Source organism: Streptomyces marianii, from assembly GCF_005795905.1.
Classification (GTDB): Bacteria; Actinomycetota; Actinomycetes; order Streptomycetales; family Streptomycetaceae; genus Streptomyces; species Streptomyces marianii.
The window spans coordinates 3,308,474-3,328,701 of sequence record NZ_VAWE01000001.1 but is presented as its reverse complement, the minus strand read 5'-3'; the positions used below and the strand labels follow the sequence as shown (position 1 = coordinate 3,328,701).

Genomic DNA, 20,228 nt, shown 5'->3' with positions numbered 1-20,228 from the left:
AACCGCACGAGCGCCACGTCCGTACGTACGAACGTACAAAGCTGCTCGGTGATCTTGATCGTGGAATGAGACGCCTTCGGATCCCGTTAGCATGGACATCCGCACCGATCAAGGCCATTTGGGGAAGGTGTCATGACTGCATACGTCGACGGAGTGCCCGAGAAATTCGCGACACTCGGGCTGACCTACGACGACGTGCTGCTCCTGCCCGGCGCGTCCGACATGGCGCCCGACCAGATCGACGCCTCCTCGCTCGTCTCGAAGAACGTCCGGGTGAACATCCCGCTGCTGTCCGCGGCCATGGACAAGGTCACCGAGTCCCGGATGGCCATCGCCATGGCCCGCCAGGGCGGCGTCGGCGTGCTGCACCGCAACCTCTCCATCGCCGACCAGGCCAACCAGGTCGACCTGGTGAAGCGCTCCGAGTCCGGCATGGTCACCGACCCGATCACGGTGCACCCGGACGCGACGCTCGCCGAGGCAGACGCGATCTGCGCCAAGTTCCGCATCAGCGGCGTTCCCGTCACCGACGCGGCCGGCAAGCTGCTCGGCATCGTCACCAACCGCGACATGGCCTTCGAGACGGACCGCTCCCAGCAGGTGCGCGACGTCATGACCCCGATGCCGCTGGTGACCGGCAAGGTCGGCATCTCCGGCGTGGACGCCATGGAGCTGCTGCGCCGCCACAAGATCGAGAAGCTTCCGCTGGTCGACGACGCGGGCATCCTCAAGGGCCTCATCACGGTCAAGGACTTCGTCAAGGCGGAGAAGTACCCCAACGCCGCGAAGGACAAGGACGGCCGGCTCATCGTCGGCGCCGCCGTCGGTGTCGCCGGCGACGCCTTCGAGCGGGCCCAGGCCCTCATCGAGGCCGGTGTCGACTTCATCGTCGTCGACACCGCCCACGGCCACTCCAAGCTGGTCGGCGACATGGTCGCCAAGATCAAGTCGAACTCCCCCGTGGACGTCATCGGCGGCAACGTCGCGACCCGCGACGGCGCCCAGGCGCTCGTCGACGCCGGCGTGGACGGCATCAAGGTCGGTGTCGGCCCCGGGTCGATCTGCACGACCCGGGTCGTCGCAGGAATCGGCGTCCCGCAGGTCACCGCGATCTACGAGGCGTCGCTGGCCGCCAAGGAGGCGGGCGTCCCGGTCATCGGCGACGGCGGCCTCCAGTACAGCGGCGACATCGCCAAGGCCCTGGTCGCCGGTGCCGACACGGTGATGCTCGGCTCGCTGCTCGCCGGCTGCGAGGAGTCCCCGGGCGAACTGCTCTTCATCAACGGCAAGCAGTTCAAGTCCTACCGCGGCATGGGCTCGCTCGGCGCGATGCAGTCCCGGGGCGACCAGCGCTCCTTCTCCAAGGACCGCTACTTCCAGGAGGGCGTCGCCTCCGACGAGAAGCTCGTCCCCGAGGGCATCGAGGGCCAGGTGCCCTACCGCGGCCCGCTCTCGGCGGTCGTCCACCAGCTGGTGGGCGGTCTGCGCCAGTCGATGTTCTACGTCGGCGGCCGCACGGTGCCGGAGCTGCAGGACCGCGGCCGGTTCGTCAGGATCACCTCGGCGGGTCTCAAGGAGAGCCACCCGCACGACATCCAGATGACGGTCGAGGCGCCGAACTACAGCAGGAAGTAGCGCGAACCGCCGCAGGTGGCGGCGGGAGCGTTTCCGCAGGGGCGGTTCCGGGGATTCCCGGGACCGCCCCTGACGTATGTGTCGGGGATACTGGTAGGCGCAGACGTAGAGGGAAAGGCCACATATCGTGACTGAGATCGAGATCGGGCGCGGCAAGCGCGGCCGCAGGGCGTACGCGTTCGACGACATCGCCGTCGTACCGAGCCGGCGCACCCGGGACCCGAAGGAGGTCTCGATCGCGTGGCAGATCGATGCCTACCGCTTCGAGCTGCCGTTCCTGGCCGCCCCCATGGACTCCGTCGTCTCCCCGCAGACCGCGATCCGCATCGGTGAGCTGGGCGGACTGGGCGTGCTGAACCTCGAGGGCCTGTGGACCCGGTACGAGGACCCGCAGCCGCTGCTCGACGAGATCGCCGAACTGCCCGCGGAGAGCGCGACTCGCCGTCTGCAGGAGATCTACGCCGCTCCGATCAAGGAGGAGCTGATCGGGCAGCGCCTGAAGGAGGTGCGGGACTCCGGCGTCGTCACGGCCGCCGCCCTGTCGCCGCAGCGCACCGCGCAGTTCTCCAAGACCGTCGTCGACGCGGGCGTGGACATCTTCGTCATCCGCGGCACGACCGTCTCGGCCGAGCACGTCTCGGGGGCGGCCGAGCCGCTGAACCTGAAGCAGTTCATCTACGAGCTCGACGTCCCGGTCATCGTCGGCGGCTGCGCCACGTACACGGCGGCGCTGCACCTGATGCGCACCGGCGCGGCGGGTGTCCTCGTCGGCTTCGGCGGCGGCGCCGCGCACACCACCCGCAATGTGCTGGGGATCCAGGTGCCCATGGCGACGGCCGTCGCGGACGTCGCCGCGGCCCGCCGCGACTACATGGACGAGTCCGGCGGCCGGTACGTCCACGTCATCGCCGACGGCGGTGTCGGCTGGTCCGGCGACCTCCCGAAGGCCATCGCCTGCGGTGCGGACGCCGTGATGATGGGCTCCCCGCTGGCCCGCGCGACGGACGCGCCGGGTCGGGGCCACCACTGGGGCATGGAGGCAGTCCACGAGGACGTGCCGCGCGGCAAGCTCGTCGACCTGGGCATCGTCGGTACGACGGAGGAGATCCTCACCGGTCCGTCGCACACCCCCGACGGCTCGATGAACCTCTTCGGCGCCCTGCGGCGCGCCATGGCGACGACGGGCTACAGCGAGCTCAAGGAGTTCCAGCGCGTCGAGGTGACCGTCGCGGACTCCCAGCACAAGCGCTGACGGTCCGGCCCGGGCCGTACGCACGGGAGGGGTCCGGCACCGTCGCGGTGCCGGACCCCTCCCGTTGCCGTCTGCCGGTCAGGCCGGACGCCGGCGGTGGCGGCGGGCGTTCACTCCGTCGCCTTCTTGGCCCCGGCGAAGGCGGCGAAGGCGGCCAGTGCGAAGAAGACGAAGGTCATGAAGTCTTTGCTCGCGCTCCAGGCGTCCGTCATCAGCTCGAAGTTGTCGAAGAACATCTCGGACGCGGAGACCTTCAGCTCCTTGCCGAGGATGATCGCGATGGAGAGGAGCTGGCCGAGGTAGACGGCGCCGAGCGCGAGCACGGCTCCGGCGACGGGCAGCACCGCGCTGCGGCCGCCGAGCTTGCCGGCCGCGAAGCCGATGAGGAAGCCGACGCCGATGGCGGCCCAGCCGATCTCCCGCTCGATCGCCCCCGCGATACCGCCGTAGACGCCGCCCGCGACGAGGGCGGCGACCAGGGCGGCGACCAGGCCGAGACCGACGTTGCCGCGGGCGGGTGCGGGCGCCGGGACGTCCGCACCGATGACGGGTGCGGGCGCCGGTGCGGTGCCGTCGGCGAACGGAGTCCCGGACGGCGAGGCGGACTGCTCGGACGGCGGAGTGGACTGGGACATGCTGGTGTTCCCCCCAAGGAAACGCTGAAGCGCACGGATGTGCGACACGTGGCGCTGGAGGCTAGCACCCGGGTCCGACAGCGCACACACGAATTCCGCCTGGCCCCGCGGGTCACAGACGATGCGCCGCGCCCGCCGGGGAGGCTCCCCTGGTGTCCAGGAAGATCTGTGCCTTGACGGCCAGTCCCTGCAGGTCGTACGTGCGGTGGTGCTGCAGCAACACGGTGAGGTCGGCGGTTGCCGCGGCCTCGTACAGGGAGTCGGCGCGGGGCACGGGACGGCCGTTCACACGCCAGTCCGTCACATAGGGGTCGTGGTAGCCGACCGAGGCGCCCAGTTCCATCAGCCGGTGCGCGATCTCCGGGGCGGGGGAGCCCTGCCGGTCGGCGAGATCCGGCTTGTAGGTGACGCCGAGGAGGAGGATCCGGGCGGCGCGGGCCGACTTGCCGTGTTCGTTCAGCAGGGTCGCGCAGCGCTGGACGACGTAACTCGGCATGCGTTCGTTGATCTGGTCAGCGAGCTCCACGAGCCGCAGCGAGCGGTGGGGGCCGACCGTGTCGACGGGGAGACCGTGCCCGCCCACCCCGGGGCCGGGGCGGAACGCCTGGAACCCGAACGGCTTGGTCTCGGCGCAGCGGATGACGTCCCACAGGTCGACGCCGAGGTCGTGGCAGAGCACCGCCATCTCGTTGACCAGGGCGATGTTGACGTGCCGGAAGTTGGTTTCCAGAAGTTTGACGGCCTCCGCCTCGCGCAGCCCGCGGGCGCGGACCACCTTGTCGCTGACGCGGCTGTAGAAGGTCGCCGCCGACTCGGTGCAGGCCGGCGTCAGGCCGCCGATCACCTGAGGGGTGTTGGCCTGACCGTGGGCGCGGTTGCCGGGGTCGAGCCGGCCGGGGGAGTAGGCCAGGTGGAAGTCGGCGCCCGCGCGCAGCCCCGAGCCCTCCTCGAGGATCGTCCGCAGATAGCCCTCCGTGGTGCCGGGCTCGACCGGGGACCCGAGCAGCACGGTGGTGTGCGGCCGAAGCCGTGCGGCCAGCGCCCGTGCGGCCGCACCGACCGCCGTGAGATCGAGCCTGCGGTCCGGGCCGAGGGGGGTCGGCGCACAGATGACGGCGGTGCGCACCCGGCCCAGCTCGGCGGCGTCGGTGGTGGGCCGGAAGCCCCCCGAGAGCATCCGGCGGATCTCCGACGCGCTGAGGGAGCCGTCCACGGGCGGACGGCCCGCGGCGAGTTCGGCGGCGGGGCGGGGATCGGGGTCGTAGCCGATGGTCCCGATGCCCGCGGCCGCGGCGGCCTGGGCGAGGGGCAGTCCGAGGTGGCCGAGTCCGATGACGGCGAGATCTGCGGGCATGGCGGTGAGCCGTCCTTCCCAATAGCCGAAGGGCACGTGACGCGCAAGTCCTGTGGACAGAACGAGCAAGGGCAATGTCACACTAGGAGTAAATATGACCGTTATGCGGTATTGCGCGCGTCAGGTCGCCCGAGTGTTGTCCACAGGCGGTGGCTGAAGTCCGGGACTGCGGACAGAATCGAGTGTGTGGGCCCGACCAATGGGGGCGACGGGAGGCACCGTGAGGACAGCGACACTGGGACCGGCGCAGCGCGCCGAGGCCCTGGCCGCGATGGCGGAGCGCGAGTTGGACGTACTGGTGGTCGGCGGCGGAGTGGTCGGCGCGGGGACCGCGCTGGACGCGGTGACGCGCGGGCTGTCCACCGGAATCGTCGAGGCGCGTGACTGGGCGTCGGGTACGTCGAGCAGATCGAGCAAGCTGATCCACGGCGGGCTGCGCTATCTGGAGATGCTGGACTTCGCGCTGGTGCGGGAAGCCCTCAAGGAGCGCGGACTGCTGCTGGAGCGGATCGCCCCGCATCTCGTGAAGCCCGTGCCCTTCCTCTATCCGCTGCAGCACAAGGGCTGGGAGCGGGTCTACGCCGGAGCGGGCGTCGCGCTGTACGACACGATGTCGGTGTCCTCGGGCCATGGCCGCGGTCTGCCCGTCCACCGCCATCTCGGCCGCCGGCACGCCCTCCGGGTGGCCCCGTGTCTGCGGAGGGACGCCCTGGTCGGTGCCCTGCAGTACTACGACGCCCAGATGGACGACGCCCGTTACGTGGCGACCCTGGTGCGCACGGCCGCCTCGTACGGTGCGCACGCCGCCAGCAGGGCACCCGTCATCGGCTTCCTCCGCGAGGGGGAGCGCGTCGTCGGCGCCCGGGTGAAGGACATCGAGACGGGAGGGGAGTACGAGATCAGGGCGAAGCAGATCGTCAACGCCACGGGTGTCTGGACCGACGACACCCAGGCCATGATCGGCGAGCGCGGCCAGTTCCACGTCCGGGCCTCCAAGGGCATCCACCTCGTCGTGCCCAAGGACCGGATCCACTCGACCACCGGCCTCATCCTGCGCACCGAGAAGTCCGTCCTCTTCGTCATCCCCTGGGGGCGCCACTGGATCCTGGGCACCACGGACACCGAGTGGGACCTGGACAAGGCGCACCCGGCAGCCTCCAGCGCCGACATCGACTACCTTCTGGCGCACGTGAATTCGGTGCTCGCCGTGCCGCTCACCCGCGACGACGTCGAGGGCGTGTTCGCGGGGCTGCGCCCACTCCTCGCCGGGGAGTCGGACGCCACGAGCAAGCTCAGCCGCGAGCACACGGTGGCGCACCCGGTGCCAGGGCTGGTCGTCGTCGCCGGCGGAAAGTACACGACGTACCGGGTGATGGCGAAGGACGCCGTGGACGAGGCGGTGCACGGGCTGGACCGCCGGGTGGCGGAATGCGTCACCGAGGATGTGCCGCTGCTGGGAGCCGAGGGCTACCGCGCCCTGTGGAACGCACGGGCGAGGATCGCGGAGAGGACGGGCCTCCACGTCGCCCGCGTCGAGCACCTGCTGAACCGGTACGGGTCCATGACCGAGGAACTGCTGGAGCTCGTCACGGCCGATCCTGGGCTCGGCCGGCCGCTGTCCGGGGCGGACGACTACCTGCGGGCCGAAGTCGTCTACGCCGCCTCCCACGAGGGGGCACGGCACCTCGACGACGTGCTCACCCGGCGGACCCGCATCTCCATCGAGACCTTCGACCGGGGCACGCGCTGCGCGCGGGAGTGCGCCGAGCTGATGGCCCCGGTGCTCGGCTGGGACAAGGAGCAGATCGAGAAGGAAGTCGAGCACTACGAGAAGCGGGTGGAGGCCGAGCGGGAGTCGCAGCGGCAGCCGGACGACCTGACGGCCGACGCGGCGCGGCTGGGAGCGCCGGACATCGTCCCGATCTAGGATCCTGCGGAATCCCCTTCTCCGGAGCCTTCCTGACGCTCGGTGGACCCGGGAGCTTCACCAGTCCCGGAGTGAGAGAGAATGGGGGCTCTTCCAGGGCGGGTTACCGCATCGCGCGGGAGCGGCGGGCGCGGGCGAGGATCAGGGATCGCAGAGGGGACGCATGTCGGAGGCGGAGCAGTCGCGGGACACGACACGGGAACCCCTTCGGGACGCGCAGCCGGAGGGCGGACACGCCACCGGCGCGGATCCCGCGGCGAGTTCGGCCGCGGAGCGGTCCGAGCATCCGGATGCGGGCTCCGGCTCCCGTGACGGCGGTTCGGGTGGGACCGCGGACAAGGGCACGGCGCGGGACTCCGCGCGCGGTGCGTCGGACGACGGCGCAGGCCGGGGCGGGCGGGACGGTGGCACCGGTTCGGTGGACGCGGCCGGGGACGCGGGGCCGGAGACCGGGCGGGCCGCGGCCGGTCCCGAGTCCGGTGACGGGCCCGGCTCCGATGGCGCGAACGCGCCCGCAACCGAGGCCGGTACGCGTGCGAAACCGGCTGCGGGGCAGGCGAACCTGATGAAGGACGGTGGGTCACAGAGCACGGACCGGCGGCCGGACCCGGCGAAGCGTGGCGCGGCGCGGGACGCGACCGGTGACGGCGGATCACGGGGCCCGGACCGCGGTCCCGGGGCGGGCGCTCCCGAGGACGCCGAGGCCGACCCGCGGCGTTCCGGTGCCGAGGACGCCGAGGGCGGGGGCACGCACGGCCCGGCGAAGGAACCGGCGGGCCGGACGGCTCCCGGGCGCGGTGACGCGAAGGCCGCGGAGGCGGGCTCCGGCCCGTCCGGTCGGGCCGGTGACGCGAAGGCCGCGGGATCCTCGTCGCGACGCGGACCGACCACGGAGGGACGGCTGTTGGCCGGCCGGTACCGGCTGGGAGGCGTTCTCGGGCGCGGCGGCATGGGCACCGTCTGGCGGGCCGACGACGAGACGCTCGGCCGCACGGTCGCCGTGAAGGAACTGCGCTTCCCGAACAGCATCGACGAGGACGAGAAGCGCCGCCTCATCACCCGGACCCTGCGCGAGGCGAAGGCGATCGCCCGGATCCGCAACACCGGCGCCGTCACGGTCTACGACGTCGTCGACGAGGACGACCGCCCGTGGATCGTGATGGAGCTCGTCGAGGGCAAGTCTCTCGCCGAGGCCATCCGGGAGGACGGCCTCCTGACGCCCCGGCGGGCCGCCGAGGTCGGTCTCGCCGTCCTCGACGTCCTGCGCTCCGCGCACCGCGAGGGCATCCTGCACCGCGACGTGAAACCGTCCAACGTCCTCATCTCGTCGGACGGCCGGGTCGTGCTCACCGACTTCGGCATCGCCCAGGTCGAGGGCGATCCCTCGATCACCTCCACCGGCATGCTCGTCGGCGCGCCCTCGTACATCTCCCCGGAGCGCGCCCGGGGCCACAAGCCCGGTCCGGCCGCCGACCTCTGGTCGCTGGGCGGACTGCTGTACGCGAGCGTGGAGGGCTGCCCCCCGTACGACAAGGGTTCGGCCATCGCGACGCTGACCGCCGTGATGACCGAGCCGCTCGATCCGCCGAAGAACGCCGGGCCGCTGGAGGAGGTCATCTACGGCCTGCTGGCCAAGGACCCGGCGCAGCGGCTCGACGACGCCGGTGCCCGCGCGCTGCTGCGGAACGTGGTCGACACCCCCGAGCGCCCGGCGGAGCCGGAGCCCTCGCCGGAGGCGACCCGCGTCGTGGCCCTGCCCGTCCCGCCCGAGTCGGCCGTCCCCACCCGGGACCGGGCCAGGGACACCGCGGACGCGGCCGAGCGAGTCCGCGGAGCGCTGCGCTCGGTCCGGAACGCGGCGAAGAGCGATGTTGGGCAGACCGAGGGCAAGGACGGCGCCGCCAAGCCACCGACGGCGCCCGCGGCCACCCGGACGACTCCCGTGCGGGCGCCGCTCACCGATGTGGTGCCCCGCCGCACACTGGTGATCGTCGCGGTCGTCGCCGCGCTCGCGATCCTGTCCACCGTGCTCGTCGTCCTGCTGGGCGGGGACGGGGACAAGGGCGAGCAGAACAAGCCGAAGAGCGACACCACCTCCGCCGGGAGCACCGCGGGCGGCGACGCCGAGGACGACGGCGGTGCCACCGGCGACAGCGGCCGGAACGAGCAGGGCGAGGGCGACGGCCGGCCCACGGGTGACGCCGGCGAGGGCAACGGGGGCACGGACACGGGCGGGGCACAGCCGTCCGGCGGCACGGACCCCGGAGCCCCCGCGGGGAACGCACTCCCCGCCGGGTACGCGATGGTGTCGAACGATCAGTTCCACTTCACCATGGCGATGCCGAAGTCGTTCCGCCGCACCGGTACCGCCGGCCAGAACTCGGGTGCGATCTTCAGTGCGGACGGCGGTTTCCCGCGCGTCCAGGTCGACTTCACCGACAGCCCCAAGGGCGACGCCGCGGCCGCCTGGAAGGCCGCGTGGTCCGCGGTGAGCGGCAGCAGCAGCGGTTACGAGCACCTCGGGATCAAGCCCGTCGAGTACAAGGGCTATCCGACCGTCGCCGACTGGAGCTTCGAGCGGAACCAGGGCGGCCAGCGGGTGCGCGTGCTCAACCGCGGCTTCAAGGTCGACGCCCGCCGCGGCTACTCGATCATGATCAGCTGCAAGGCGAGCGAATGGGACGGCGCGGAGTGCAGCACGCTGCGCAAGACGGCGTTCGCCACGTTCGCCCCGAAGGACTGAGAGGTTCGCCCCCAAGGACTGGGCAGGCCCCGTATCGTGAGAGGTCGTGGACCGTACGCAGCCGCAAGAGCCCGGTGAGTGACCGGAATTGATGGTGCCGTGCGGTCCCCGGGACCGGGGGCGGGGCTCTGACGACCAGGGCCGCGCACACGACCGACCGCGGCACCGGTTCGAGCACGCCCGGTGGGGAACCCCACCGACGGGCTGGGGGACAACCGGGCCGGGAAAGCTGCACGCTGGTGGGGAGGCGTCGTGGACGACTACGCGGGAAGGGTGCTGGCCGACCGCTATCGGCTCCCCCTGCCGCCTTCCGACGAGTACGAACTCGTCGAGACGCGTGCCTTCGACACCTACAGCGGCCAGGAAGTCCTCGTCCGGCAGGTCCCGCTGCCCGAGGTCGTCGAGGCGGAGGTGCTCGACGACCGGGGTGGCGCCGGCGTTCCCCCGCCGCGCCGGGCCGCGGGGCGCACCACCCGCCGGCCGACCGACCCGGCGGTGCGGCGGGCCGTCGAGGCGGCGCAGGCCGCCGCGCAGATCCCCGACCATCCGCGGCTCGACCAGGTCTTCGACGTGTTCGCCGAGGACGGGTCGCTGTGGATCGTCAGTGAGCTGGTCGCCGCACGACCGCTCGCCGCGCTGCTGGCCGAGAGGCCGCTGAACCCGTACCGGGCGGCGGAGATCGGCTCGGACGTGCTGACGGCCCTGCGTGCCCTCCACGCGCACGGCTGGACCCACCGGAACATCACCGTCCGCACGGTGCTCGTGTGCGACGACGGCCGTGTCGTGCTGACGGGACTCGCGGCGGGCGCGGCGGAGGAGGCCCTGTGCGGGTACGCGCCGGTCCCGGAACCGGCCGCCGGCGTCGAGGAGGCCGAGCCGGCGGAGCCACCGTTCGGGGCGCCGTGCCCGCCCTACGCGCCGCCCTACGCGACGGGGCCGGCTCCGCTGGGGCCCGGCGGTCAGGAGCCCCCGGGCCCGGGGACGGACGCGACGGAGGCCTACCGGGTTCGACCGTCCCCCGAGCGGCTGCCCGCACCTCCTGCCCTGCCGGACCGGGTGCCCGGCCCCGGCGGCGCGGTGGACCGGTACGCCCCTCCCGCGTACGGCCACGGAATCGGCGGCGGCCCGGACGACGCACGCGCCGCGCGGGCCGGTGCGATCGCCGCCTACCGGGCCGGGGCGCGTGCCGCCTCCCGGCTCAGCGAGGAGAGCCGGCAGGGGCCGGCTCGCGACGACCGCGACCAGGACCGGGTCGGCGACGGCGGTCCGGGCGCCTGTCTGCCCGGCGACAGCCGATGGGCCCTGCCCGGCGGCGGTGACCCCGGCTCCAGGAGCCCTCGTTCCGGGGACGGCACCGGGGGCGGCGAGCGGAGTGCCGCCGAGTACGGTGCTCCCTTCGGCGCTGATGGCGACGGACCCACGGCCGATCCCGAGGGCCGCCGGTGGCAGGCCGCGGACGACGAGGGCGCCCACGGCGCAGGCGAGGCCGTCCGGTTCCCCGGCCGCGCCGCGGCCGGCCCCTCCCCCGGTGGGCCCGACGGCACCGGCCGCCCGCCCGGCGGCGACGACCCGACCGGCGCGCACGGCCACGGCGACCGCGTCGGCGGTGGCGCGCTGCCGCCCGCGGGTCGTGCGACGGACGGCATCGGGCGGCTGCACCACCCCGGCGTGAGGGACGAGTGGGACGCGCCCGAGGGATCCGGGACGCCCCCCGGCACCGCGGTGCCTCCGCTCCGGCCCCGTCCGGCCCTGCCCGCTCCCCGCGCCGGGTCGCCCGCCCCGCAGTGGTGGTCGCGGCCCGCGGACGCCGAAGCGGCCGATGACGCCGACGAGCACGACGACCCGGACGGCGGCCCCCACGACGGTCCGCACGAGGACCCGGACGGCGGCCCCCGCCGGGTCCGGCTCGCCGGCATCTGGCGCGACGGCCCCACCTCGGACGGCGCCGCCCCGGTCCCGGCCGGTGGCAGCGCGGCCGCGTACGGCGGCAGCGCCCGCGACGCCCTGCGCGCCGACGCCCGGCGGGGGACCGACGCGGACGCCGGTGCGCGGCCCGTCCCCGCAGGCCGCTGGGACGAGGTCGTCGCCGCCGGAGCGACCCCGGAGCCCTACCGGGGTCCCACGACGCCCCTCGCCGCCGAGCGCGCCCGCCAGACCCGGATCGCGGTCGTCGGAGCCGTCACCGAGCGCTGGGCACCGGAGCAGGCGGGCCCGGTCCACGAGAACTGGCAGTTGGCACCGCCGATCGGCCCGGCCACCGACCTGTGGGCGCTCGGTGCTCTGCTCTACCGCGCGGTGCAGGGCCATGCCCCGTACCCGGAGGAGCACCCGGCCGAGCTGGTCCAGCTCGTCTGCGCGGAACCGCCGGCGTTCGCCGAGGAGTGCGGCCCGCTGCGTCCGGTGGTGGAGTCGCTGCTGCGTCAGGACGCCACCGAGAGACCGGACTTCGAGGAGCTGCGCGGCTGGCTGCGTTCGCTCGTCCGCTCCGCCCCGGAACCCGACGCGGGCACCGAGGTGGTCCCGCTGCCCTCCGTCGACGGCACCCGCCTCCCCGTCGTGCGGCGCAGGGGCGAGCTGGTCCGCAGGCGCCGCGGCGGCTCCGCCGAACTCCGGGGCCGGCACCGCCACAAGAAGCCCAGGGAGCCCAGGCCGCCCAGGGAGCCCCGCGAGCGGCCGGCGCGCAGCCCGCGCGCGCTGGGCCGGACGCTGCTCCTCCTGATCCTGCTCGCGCTCGCCGCCGCCATCGCCTACGCCGTGCTGTTCATGCCCAGGACCGGCCCCGGGGCCGCGCCGTCATCCCAGCCGGCCTCGTCCTCGTCCCAGGGGCCGGACCGGCCCGGGGGCCCGGACGGCGAGGCCGGCGGTGACCCGTCGCCGGACGGGAAGGGGCCGCAGACCTCCGCGCCCGCCGTGGACCTCGCCGAAGGCTACGTCGTGCGCGTGGACCCCGAGGGCTTCCGGATCGGCGTCGACAAGACCTGGCAGCGCAACCCGGTCAACGACAGCGGCCAGGTCCGCTACGTCGGCGGGGACTTCACGCTCATCGTCGTCCCCGGCCGGGACACCGTCGGGGCGAACGGATCCGACCCGATGGCGTACCAGCGCGACAAGGAGCGGGAGCTCCAGCCCTTCCGCGACTCGTCCTGGTCCACGGCTTCCGGGCTGCGCCGGATCGACGTGGGCAAGCAGGCCATGGCGGAGGGCCAGTTCACCTGGCAGGATAGCACCGGACGCGAGGTGTACGTCCGCAATCTCGCCATGATCGTCGGCGACAGGTACCACGTGCTGCAGGTGATCGGCCCCGAGGGCCAGCGGGACAAGGTCACCGAGATCTACCAGCAGGCCATGACGGCCTACCGCGCCCGGAGTTGACCCCGGAGGGTCGGTCCCGCCGTATTTCCGCTCCCGACCGCGCGCCGCAACCGCCACATCACGGTGCGAGTTACTGAGCCGCCCCAGGTTCCGTGCACGTACCTCCCCTCCGTAACCTGGGAATCCAAGGAACGGGGCGGAACACGTGGAACACGCACAGAGCGCGGGTACGGCAGCGGGACTTCTGCTGGCAGGCCGGTACCGACTGACCGAGAGCATCGGTCGCGGAGGCATGGGCAAGGTCTGGCGCGCGCAGGATGAAGTCCTCCACCGGACGGTCGCCGTCAAGGAACTGACCGCCGGTCTGTACGTGTCCGAGGCGGACCGCACGGTGCTGCACGCGCGCACGCAGAAGGAGGCCCGCGCCGCCGCCCGGATCAGCCACCCCAACGTTGTCACCGTCCACGACGTACTGGAGTACGACGGCCGGCCGTGGATCGTGATGCAGTACGTCGACGGGCCGTCACTCGCCGACGCGGCCAAGGAGTCCGGCCGTATCCAGCCGGCCGAGGCAGCCCGGATCGGGCTGCACGTCCTCGGGGCCCTGCGCGCCGCGCACGCCGCCGGGGTGCTGCACCGCGACGTCAAGCCCGGCAACGTGCTGCTCGCCTCCGACGGGCGGGTCCTCCTCACCGACTTCGGCATCGCCGCGATCGAGGGCGACTCGACCATCACCAGGACGGGCGAACTCGTCGGCTCCATCGACTACCTGGCCCCCGAGCGGGTCCGGGGCAGCGATCCCGGGCCGGCCTCCGACCTGTGGTCCCTGGGCGCCACCCTCTACTCGGCGGTGGAGGGGAACTCGCCGTTCCGGCGCACGTCGCCGCTGTCCACGATGCAGGCCGTGGTGACCGAGGAACACCCGCCCGCCCCGCACGCCGGAGCGCTGGAACCCGTCATCTCCGCGCTGCTGCGCAAGGAGCCCGAGCACCGGCCGCCGGCCGACGAGGCCGAGCGGATGCTGCTGGAGGCGGTGGAGGGGCGCCGGCCCCGAGCGGCGCAGGCGTATGTGCCGACACGGGCGGTGGAACCGGAGGCCCGGTGGGCGGCGACCGCGCCGCTCACCGGGCCGACGCCCGCACCCGTCCCCGCGACCTCCGCGCCGAAACGTTCCGGCGTCTGGCGCCGGGCGCTGCTCGTGGCGGTCCTCGCCGCCGTGGCGGGCGGCGGCGCCGGATTCCTCGCCCTGCGGTACGGAACCGGTGGCGGGAGCCCCACCACCGACGACGCCGGATTCTCCGCCCCGTCCGCGGGCTCCACTCCGAAGCCCGCGGACGGGGAGAAGTGGCGGCGGGTACGGGACCCCGAGGGCTTCAGCCTGCTCGTACCAGAGGGCTGGGCGCGCCAGCGGAACGGCGACCAGATCGACTACACGCCCGACAACGGCCGCCGGCTCATCCGCATCAGCATCGACGCGACGCCCGATTTCGAGAACCCGTACATGCACATGCTCGACGTCGAGAAGACCGTCAGGAAGCGACTGCCGGAGTACGAGCGGGTGCGGCTCGACCAGAACACCTTCCGGGACCAGGAGAACTCCGCCCTGTGGGAGTTCACCTGGACCGAGACCAAGAACAACGCGGGGGAGCGGCGCGCCATCGACCAGGTCTACTACGGCGACGACGGCACCGAGTACGCGCTCTACATGTCCAGCCCGGCGGAGGAGTGGGCCACGACCCGGCAGCACTTCGACAGAATGGTGCAGAGCTTCGCGCCCTCGGCGGGTTGACTCTGTCACGGCTCTGCATCTCTCAACCCCGGCAGTGGCGATGGCAAACGCTCTTCGCCAGGATATGAGCATGACGAACGACGGGGGACGGGCGAACGAGCCCACCAGTTACGCACTCCGCCCGCCGCAGGCGCCGCAGCCTGCCGGGCCGCCGCAGTCCGGACCGCGGCAGTCCGGTCCCGGTACGCCGTATCGGGTGCCGACCCAGCAGGTGACCGGCACACCGGCGGCGCCTGCCGACCCGGAGACCGGACGTGTCATCGGCGGGCGCTACCGGCTTGTCTCCCGCCTCGGGCACGGCGGCATGGGCACCGTCTGGCGCGCGCACGATGAGGTCGTCGACCGGGACGTCGCGGTCAAGGAGCCGCGTCTCCCCGAGCACTTGGGCGAGCGGGAGCGCGAGAACGTCCATCTGCGCATGCAACGCGAGGCCCGCGCCGCCGCCCGGATCGACCACCCCTCGGTCGTCACCATGCACGACGTCGTCATGGAGGACGGCAAGCCGTGGATCGTCATGGAGCTGGTGCGCGGTCAGTCCCTCGGCGACCGGCTGCAGGAGGGAACGCTGGACGTGCGCGAGGCCGCGAGGATCGGCCTCGCCGTCCTCGGCGCGCTGTCCGCCGCGCACGAGGCGGGCGTGCTGCACCGCGACGTGAAGCCCGACAACGTCCTGCTGGGGCGCGGTGACCGGGTCGTGCTCACCGACTTCGGCATCGCCCAGGTCGAGGGCGAGCAGGGTCTCACCGAGACCGGCGCGTTCGTCGGCTCGCCCGAGTACATCGCCCCGGAGCGGGTGCTGGGCCAGCGGCCGGGCCCGGAGTCGGACCTGTGGTCGCTCGGCGTGGTGCTGTACGCGGCCGTCGAGGGCATGTCCCCGTACCGGCGCTCGCACACCCCTGCCACGCTTCAGGCCGTACTCTCCGCGGAACCCCAGGTCCCGGCGCGTGCTTCCGGCGCCTTCGGCACGCTGGTGATGCAGTTGCTGCGCAAGGACCCGGCGGCCCGGCCGACCGCTGCGGAGATCCGCTCCACGCTGGAGGCCGTGGCCCGCCCGCCCCAGCCCTCCCTCGACGCGACCCGTGCGTACGGCACCGGGACCGCGGCCGGGAGCGGCGGCTCCCGCTGGGTGCCGCCGGTCCTGCACCGCAACCGCCCGGCGCAGTGGGGACTCCTCGGCGGCCTCCTCGCGGTCGCGCTCGCCGCCACCGCCGTCGTCGTCGACCCCTTCGGCGGCGACGAACTGCCGGAGGGCTGGAAGGTGCGCCCGGAGAGCGAGATCCTCGCGGCGGACGTGGCCGTGCCGGAGGAGTACGAACGGACCGAGTTCGACGGCGGCTTCGCCGTCAACTACCGCGACCCCAGCGGGGTGTTCTCGGTCTACCTGGAGCGCGTCGGGGCCGGAGACGAGGACACCACCGTGGAGGTCCTCGAGCCCAGGAAGGAGGTGTGGAAGGACTGGTACGCGAAGGGCGGCGAGAACGGCAGGGAGATCAAGGACGCCGACGTCGGCACCAGGGACGTCACACACCAGGGCGCGAAGTCCTTCGAGACCACGGTCGACTTCCTGTTCTACGGGGACAGCGAGGAGGACGCCGTCCGCTACCGCTGGCACGAACTGGTCGTGCCCGGAAAGGACGAGGTGCACTGGCGGCTGAGGGTCCAGATGCCCTCGGAGGGAGCCGCCCGGCAGGACGGGGAGCAGATCTTCACGAATGTCGTGAAGCACCTGCAGATCCAGGGTCTGTGAGCCGGCCGGCCCGAGCGAGGGGGCGGGGATCCGCGGGGAGCGGATCCCCGCCGGACGACGGCCGGAGGCGGCCGGCGCGGTCGGTCCTCCTCCCGGGCGCGGGGGAGCGAGTCGAACCCGGAAATGTGGCGACGGGGACGGTGCGGGACGTCACAAGCCCCTGATCAGGGCTTATCTGCCAGTGATCACTGGCGCGATGTGTGGACCTGGCGAAAAGCTGTTACCGACGGGTACCCAAAGTCTTGATTGCGTCATACTCTCGCCCCCATGACGGACTCGCAGGCCCCCGCCGCCCAGCACACCGGCGCCCTCGGCACCAACCCCACCGCCGCCGCCCCGGCCGGCGCGCGCACCGCCGCCGACGTGGTCACCCCCGAGGTGGTCGCCCAGCTCACCCGGGGCGTCGTCGGTTCCGGCCGCACCGCCAACCACACCCCGTTCACCGGGGAGAAGCTGGCAGATCTGCCCGAGTCCACGCCCGAGGACGTGGCCGAGGCCTTCGCCCGCGCCCGGGCCGCCCAGTCCGCCTGGGCCGCGACCTCCCCGCGCGCCCGCGCCGCCGTGCTGCTGCGCTTCCACGACCTGGTCCTGGAGCGTCAGGCCGAGGTGCTGGACCTCATCCAGCTGGAGACCGGCAAGGCCCGTCTGCACGCCCACGAGGAGGTCCTGGCCGTCGCCGTGGCCGCCCGCCACTACGGCCGGAAAGCGCCTTCCTATCTGAGGCCCAAGCGGCACGCCGGTGTCGTTCCCGTCCTCACCAAGACCACCGAACTGCGCCAGCCGCGCGGGGTGGTCGGCCAGATCGCCCCCTGGAACTACCCCCTGGAGCTGTCGGTCGGCGACGCGCTCCCCGCGTTCGTCTCCGGCAACGCCGTCGTGATGAAGCCCGACACCGAGACCGCGCTCACCGCGCTCTGGGCCCGTGACCTGCTGATCGAGGCAGGGCTCCCGGCAGGTGTCTTCCAGGTCGTCCTCGGCGAGGGACCGGTCGTCGGCCCCGAGGTCGTGAGGCACGCCGACTACGTCTCGTTCACGGGATCCACCCGCACCGGCCGGGAGGTCGCCCAGGGCGCCGCAGCCCGTCTCGTCGGCGTCTCCCTCGAACTCGGCGGCAAGAACGCCATGCTGGTGCTGCACGACGCCGACATCGACAAGGCCGCGGCCGGCGCCGTCCGGGCCTGTTTCTCCTCCGCCGGGCAGCTCTGCATCTCCATCGAGCGGCTGTACGTGCACGAGTCGGTCGCCGACGCGTTCGTGGAGCGCTTCGCGGCCCGAACGAAGGCCATGCGGCTGGGCAGTGCCCTCGCGTACGGCGCCGACATGGGGTCCCTGGTCGGCGAGCGCCAGCTGGAGACGGTCAAGCGGCATGTCGAGGAGGCCGTCGCCAAGGGCGCCACCCTCGTCGCGGGCGGCGTCCACCGCACCGACATCGGCCCGCTGTTCTACGAGCCGACCATCCTCGACGGGGTCGAGGCGCCGATGTCCGTCTGCACCGAGGAGACCTTCGGCCCCGTCGTCTCGGTCTACCGGTTCACGGACGAGGACGACGTCGTCGAGCAGGCCAACGCCACCCCGTACGGCCTCAACTCCAGCGTCTGGACCAGGGACGGCAGGCGAGGCCACGCGGTCGCCGCCCGGTTGCGCACGGGCACCGTCAACATCAACGAGGGTTATGCGCCCGCCTACGGCAGCGTGCAGTCGCCGATGGGCGGCATGAAGGACTCCGGTCTGAGCCGGCGTCACGGCTCCGAGGGCATCCTCAAGTACACCGAGGCCCAGACCGTGGCGCAGCAGCGGCTGATCCCGCTCGCCCCGTCCTTCGGCATGGACGACGAGAAGTACGCGGCGTTCATGAGCACGTCGCTGAAGGTGATGAAGGCCCTGCGGCTGCGCTAGGGCGTGTTTCGAAAGTCCCGTCGTCCGCCCAGGCTGGGAGGGACTTTCGCCACACGCCCCGGTGCCGCCGGCACCCGCACGTTTTCCACGAGGAGAGCCATGTCCGAGGACTTCCCTGCCCACGAACCGGGTGACCGGGGCGAGAGCGACGCGGATTCCGCGTACGACTACGACGTCGTCGTCGTCGGCTCGGGCTTCGGCGGCTCGGTCTCCGCGCTGCGTCTCACCGAGAAGGGCTACCGCGTCGGCGTCCTGGAGGCGGGCCGCCGCTTCACCCGGGAGACCCTGCCGAAGAACTCCTGGGACCTGCGCAACTACCTCTGGGCTCCGGCGCTCGGCCTCTTCGGCATCCAGCGCATCCATCTGCTGGGCAATGTGATGGTGCTGGCCGGCGCCGGAGTCGGTGGCGGCTCGTTGAACTACGCCAACACGCTCTACGTGCCGCCCGCGCCGTTCTTCGACGATCCGCAGTGGAAGGACATCACGGACTGGCAGGACGAGCTGAAGCCCTACTACGACCAGGCCAAGCGCATGCTCGGGGTACGGCTCAACCCGACCATGACCCCGTCGGACGTCCATCTGAAGGCCACCGCACAGGCGATGGGCGTCGGCGACACCTTCCACATGGCCCCCGTCGGCGTCTTCTTCGGCGACGGCAGGGACGCGGTCGGCGAGGACGGCACCGGCACGCCGAAGGCCGAGCCCGGGGCCGAGGTCCCGGACCCGTACTTCGGCGGGGCCGGGCCCTCGCGCCGCGCCTGCACGGAGTGCGGCGAGTGCATGACGGGCTGCCGCCACGGCGCCAAGAACACGCTGAACGAGAACTACCTGCACCTCGCCGAGAGGGCGGGAGCCGTCATCCACCCCATGACGTCGGTGGTCACGGTGCGTGAGGACTCCCGCGGCGGCTTCGAGGTCGGCACCGTCCCCAGCGACGGCCGGCGCAAGGGCGGCGGCCGTACGTTCACGGCCCGGCGGGTCGTCGTCGCGGCCGGCACGTACGGCACCCAGACCCTCCTGCACCGGATGAAGGACGACGGGCTGCTGCCGCGCCTCTCCGCCCGGCTGGGCGAACTGACCCGCACCAACTCCGAGGCCATCGTCGGGGCCCAGACCGACAACCGGCGCTACCGCAAGCGCCACGGCAAGGACAGGGTGGACTTCACCCGGGGCGTCGCGATCACGTCCTCGATCCACCCGGACGCCAGCACCCACATCGAGCCGGTCCGCTACGGCAAGGGCTCGAACGCGATGGGCGTCATGACCGTCCTCCAGGTTCCGTACAGCTCCCGGCCCGTCCTGGCCTGGCTCGCCAACTGCGCCCGGCACCCGTGGCGCACCGTCCGGGCGCTCTCCAACCGCCGCTGGGCGGAGCGGTCCATCATCGGACTCGTGATGCAGTCCCTGGACAACTCGCTGACGACGTACCGCAAGCCCAAGGGCGTCGGCAAGGGCCTGCTCACCGCCCGCCAGGGGCACGGAGCCCCGAACCCCGGCCAGATCCCCGAGGCCACGCGCGCCGCGACGCTCCTCGCCGAGGAGATCAACGGCTTCGCCGGATCCAACATCGGCGAACTGATCGGCACCCCGCTCACCGCCCACTTCCTCGGCGGCTGCCCCATCGGCGCCAGTGCGGAGACCGGCGTCATCGACCCGTACCACCGCCTGTACGGCCACCCCGGCATCTCGGTCGTCGACGGCGCCTCGGTGTCCGCGAACCTGGGTGTGAACCCGTCCCTGACGATCACGGCCCAGGCCGAGCGAGCGATGTCCTTCTGGCCCAACAAGGGCGAGTCCGACCCGCGCCCCGAACAGGGCGTCGCCTACGAACGCCTGGCTCCGGTCGCGCCCAAGGCCCCCGCCGTCCCGGCGGACGCCTTCGGAGCCCTGAACCTGCCGTTCCTCGGCATGCCGGCGGTCCCGCCGAAGTCGTCCTGA

11 protein-coding genes are annotated in these 20,228 nt (G+C 72.8%); 9 read left to right on the top strand and 2 right to left on the bottom strand.

The genetic code is table 11. The features are described from left to right. Nucleotides 1–132 precede the first annotated feature (132 nt). Both guaB and FEF34_RS14775 read left to right on the top strand, forming a co-directional pair. Nucleotides 133–1,635 (top strand): IMP dehydrogenase, encoded by a 1,503-nt coding sequence (gene guaB, locus FEF34_RS14780; RefSeq protein ID WP_138053618.1) that lies wholly within the window; start codon nt 133–135, stop codon nt 1,633–1,635. Between the two features lie 127 nt (nt 1,636–1,762). Next, on the top strand, nt 1,763–2,887 hold the full coding sequence (locus FEF34_RS14775) for a GuaB3 family IMP dehydrogenase-related protein (protein ID WP_138053617.1): 1,125 nt from the start codon (nt 1,763–1,765) through the stop codon (nt 2,885–2,887). A gap of 110 nt (nt 2,888–2,997) precedes the next feature. Here the strand turns inward: FEF34_RS14775 and FEF34_RS14770 are convergent, their stop codons facing one another. Both FEF34_RS14770 and FEF34_RS14765 read right to left on the bottom strand, forming a co-directional pair. After that, nucleotides 2,998–3,522, bottom strand: a complete 525-nt coding sequence (locus FEF34_RS14770) for a hypothetical protein (protein ID WP_234042405.1) — start codon at nt 3,520–3,522, stop codon at nt 2,998–3,000. 112 nt (nt 3,523–3,634) lie between these two features. Further along, nucleotides 3,635–4,876 carry a nucleotide sugar dehydrogenase gene (locus tag FEF34_RS14765; RefSeq protein WP_138053616.1) on the bottom strand — a complete coding sequence of 414 codons (1,242 nt, stop codon included), beginning with the start codon at nt 4,874–4,876 and terminating at the stop codon, nt 3,635–3,637. A 220-nt stretch (nt 4,877–5,096) separates the two neighbouring features. On the opposite strand from FEF34_RS14765, the gene FEF34_RS14760 reads away from it, so the two are divergent. The 7 genes from FEF34_RS14760 (at nt 5,097) to FEF34_RS14730 (ending at nt 20,228) form a co-directional block, all read left to right on the top strand. Next, entirely contained in the window at nt 5,097–6,803 is a 1,707-nt protein-coding gene (locus FEF34_RS14760) for a glycerol-3-phosphate dehydrogenase/oxidase (protein ID WP_138053615.1), read from the top strand. Between the two features lie 163 nt (nt 6,804–6,966). After that, on the top strand, nt 6,967–9,546 hold the full coding sequence (locus tag FEF34_RS14755; RefSeq protein ID WP_171052960.1) for a protein kinase domain-containing protein: 2,580 nt from the start codon (nt 6,967–6,969) through the stop codon (nt 9,544–9,546). 252 nt (nt 9,547–9,798) lie between these two features. Then, nucleotides 9,799–12,918: a protein kinase gene (locus FEF34_RS14750; protein ID WP_138053614.1), complete on the top strand. Its 3,120-nt coding sequence runs from the start codon at nt 9,799–9,801 to the stop codon at nt 12,916–12,918. Nucleotides 12,919–13,063: 145 nt separating this feature from the next. After that, nucleotides 13,064–14,647 (top strand): serine/threonine-protein kinase, encoded by a 1,584-nt coding sequence (locus tag FEF34_RS14745; protein ID WP_138053613.1) that lies wholly within the window; start codon nt 13,064–13,066, stop codon nt 14,645–14,647. Between the two features lie 70 nt (nt 14,648–14,717). Further along, entirely contained in the window at nt 14,718–16,394 is a 1,677-nt protein-coding gene (locus FEF34_RS14740) for a serine/threonine-protein kinase (protein ID WP_138053612.1), read from the top strand. 267 nt (nt 16,395–16,661) lie between these two features. After that, entirely contained in the window at nt 16,662–18,290 is a 1,629-nt protein-coding gene (locus FEF34_RS14735) for a succinic semialdehyde dehydrogenase (protein ID WP_138053611.1), read from the top strand. Nucleotides 18,291–18,389: 99 nt separating this feature from the next. After that, on the top strand, nt 18,390–20,228 hold the full coding sequence (locus FEF34_RS14730; protein WP_138053610.1) for a GMC family oxidoreductase: 1,839 nt from the start codon (nt 18,390–18,392) through the stop codon (nt 20,226–20,228).

What these genes read in the sequence shown, in the direction of transcription:
- guaB (WP_138053618.1), top strand. Translation starts at nt 133, where the DNA reads ATGACTGCATACGTCGACGGAGTGCCCGAGAAATTCGCGACACTCGGG.
- FEF34_RS14770 (WP_234042405.1), bottom strand. Translation starts at nt 3,522, where the DNA reads ATGTCCCAGTCCACTCCGCCGTCCGAGCAGTCCGCCTCGCCGTCCGGG.
- FEF34_RS14765 (WP_138053616.1), bottom strand. Translation starts at nt 4,876, where the DNA reads ATGCCCGCAGATCTCGCCGTCATCGGACTCGGCCACCTCGGACTGCCC.
- FEF34_RS14755 (WP_171052960.1), top strand. Translation starts at nt 6,967, where the DNA reads ATGTCGGAGGCGGAGCAGTCGCGGGACACGACACGGGAACCCCTTCGG.
- FEF34_RS14740 (WP_138053612.1), top strand. Translation starts at nt 14,718, where the DNA reads ATGACGAACGACGGGGGACGGGCGAACGAGCCCACCAGTTACGCACTC.
- FEF34_RS14735 (WP_138053611.1), top strand. Translation starts at nt 16,662, where the DNA reads ATGACGGACTCGCAGGCCCCCGCCGCCCAGCACACCGGCGCCCTCGGC.
- FEF34_RS14730 (WP_138053610.1), top strand. Translation starts at nt 18,390, where the DNA reads ATGTCCGAGGACTTCCCTGCCCACGAACCGGGTGACCGGGGCGAGAGC.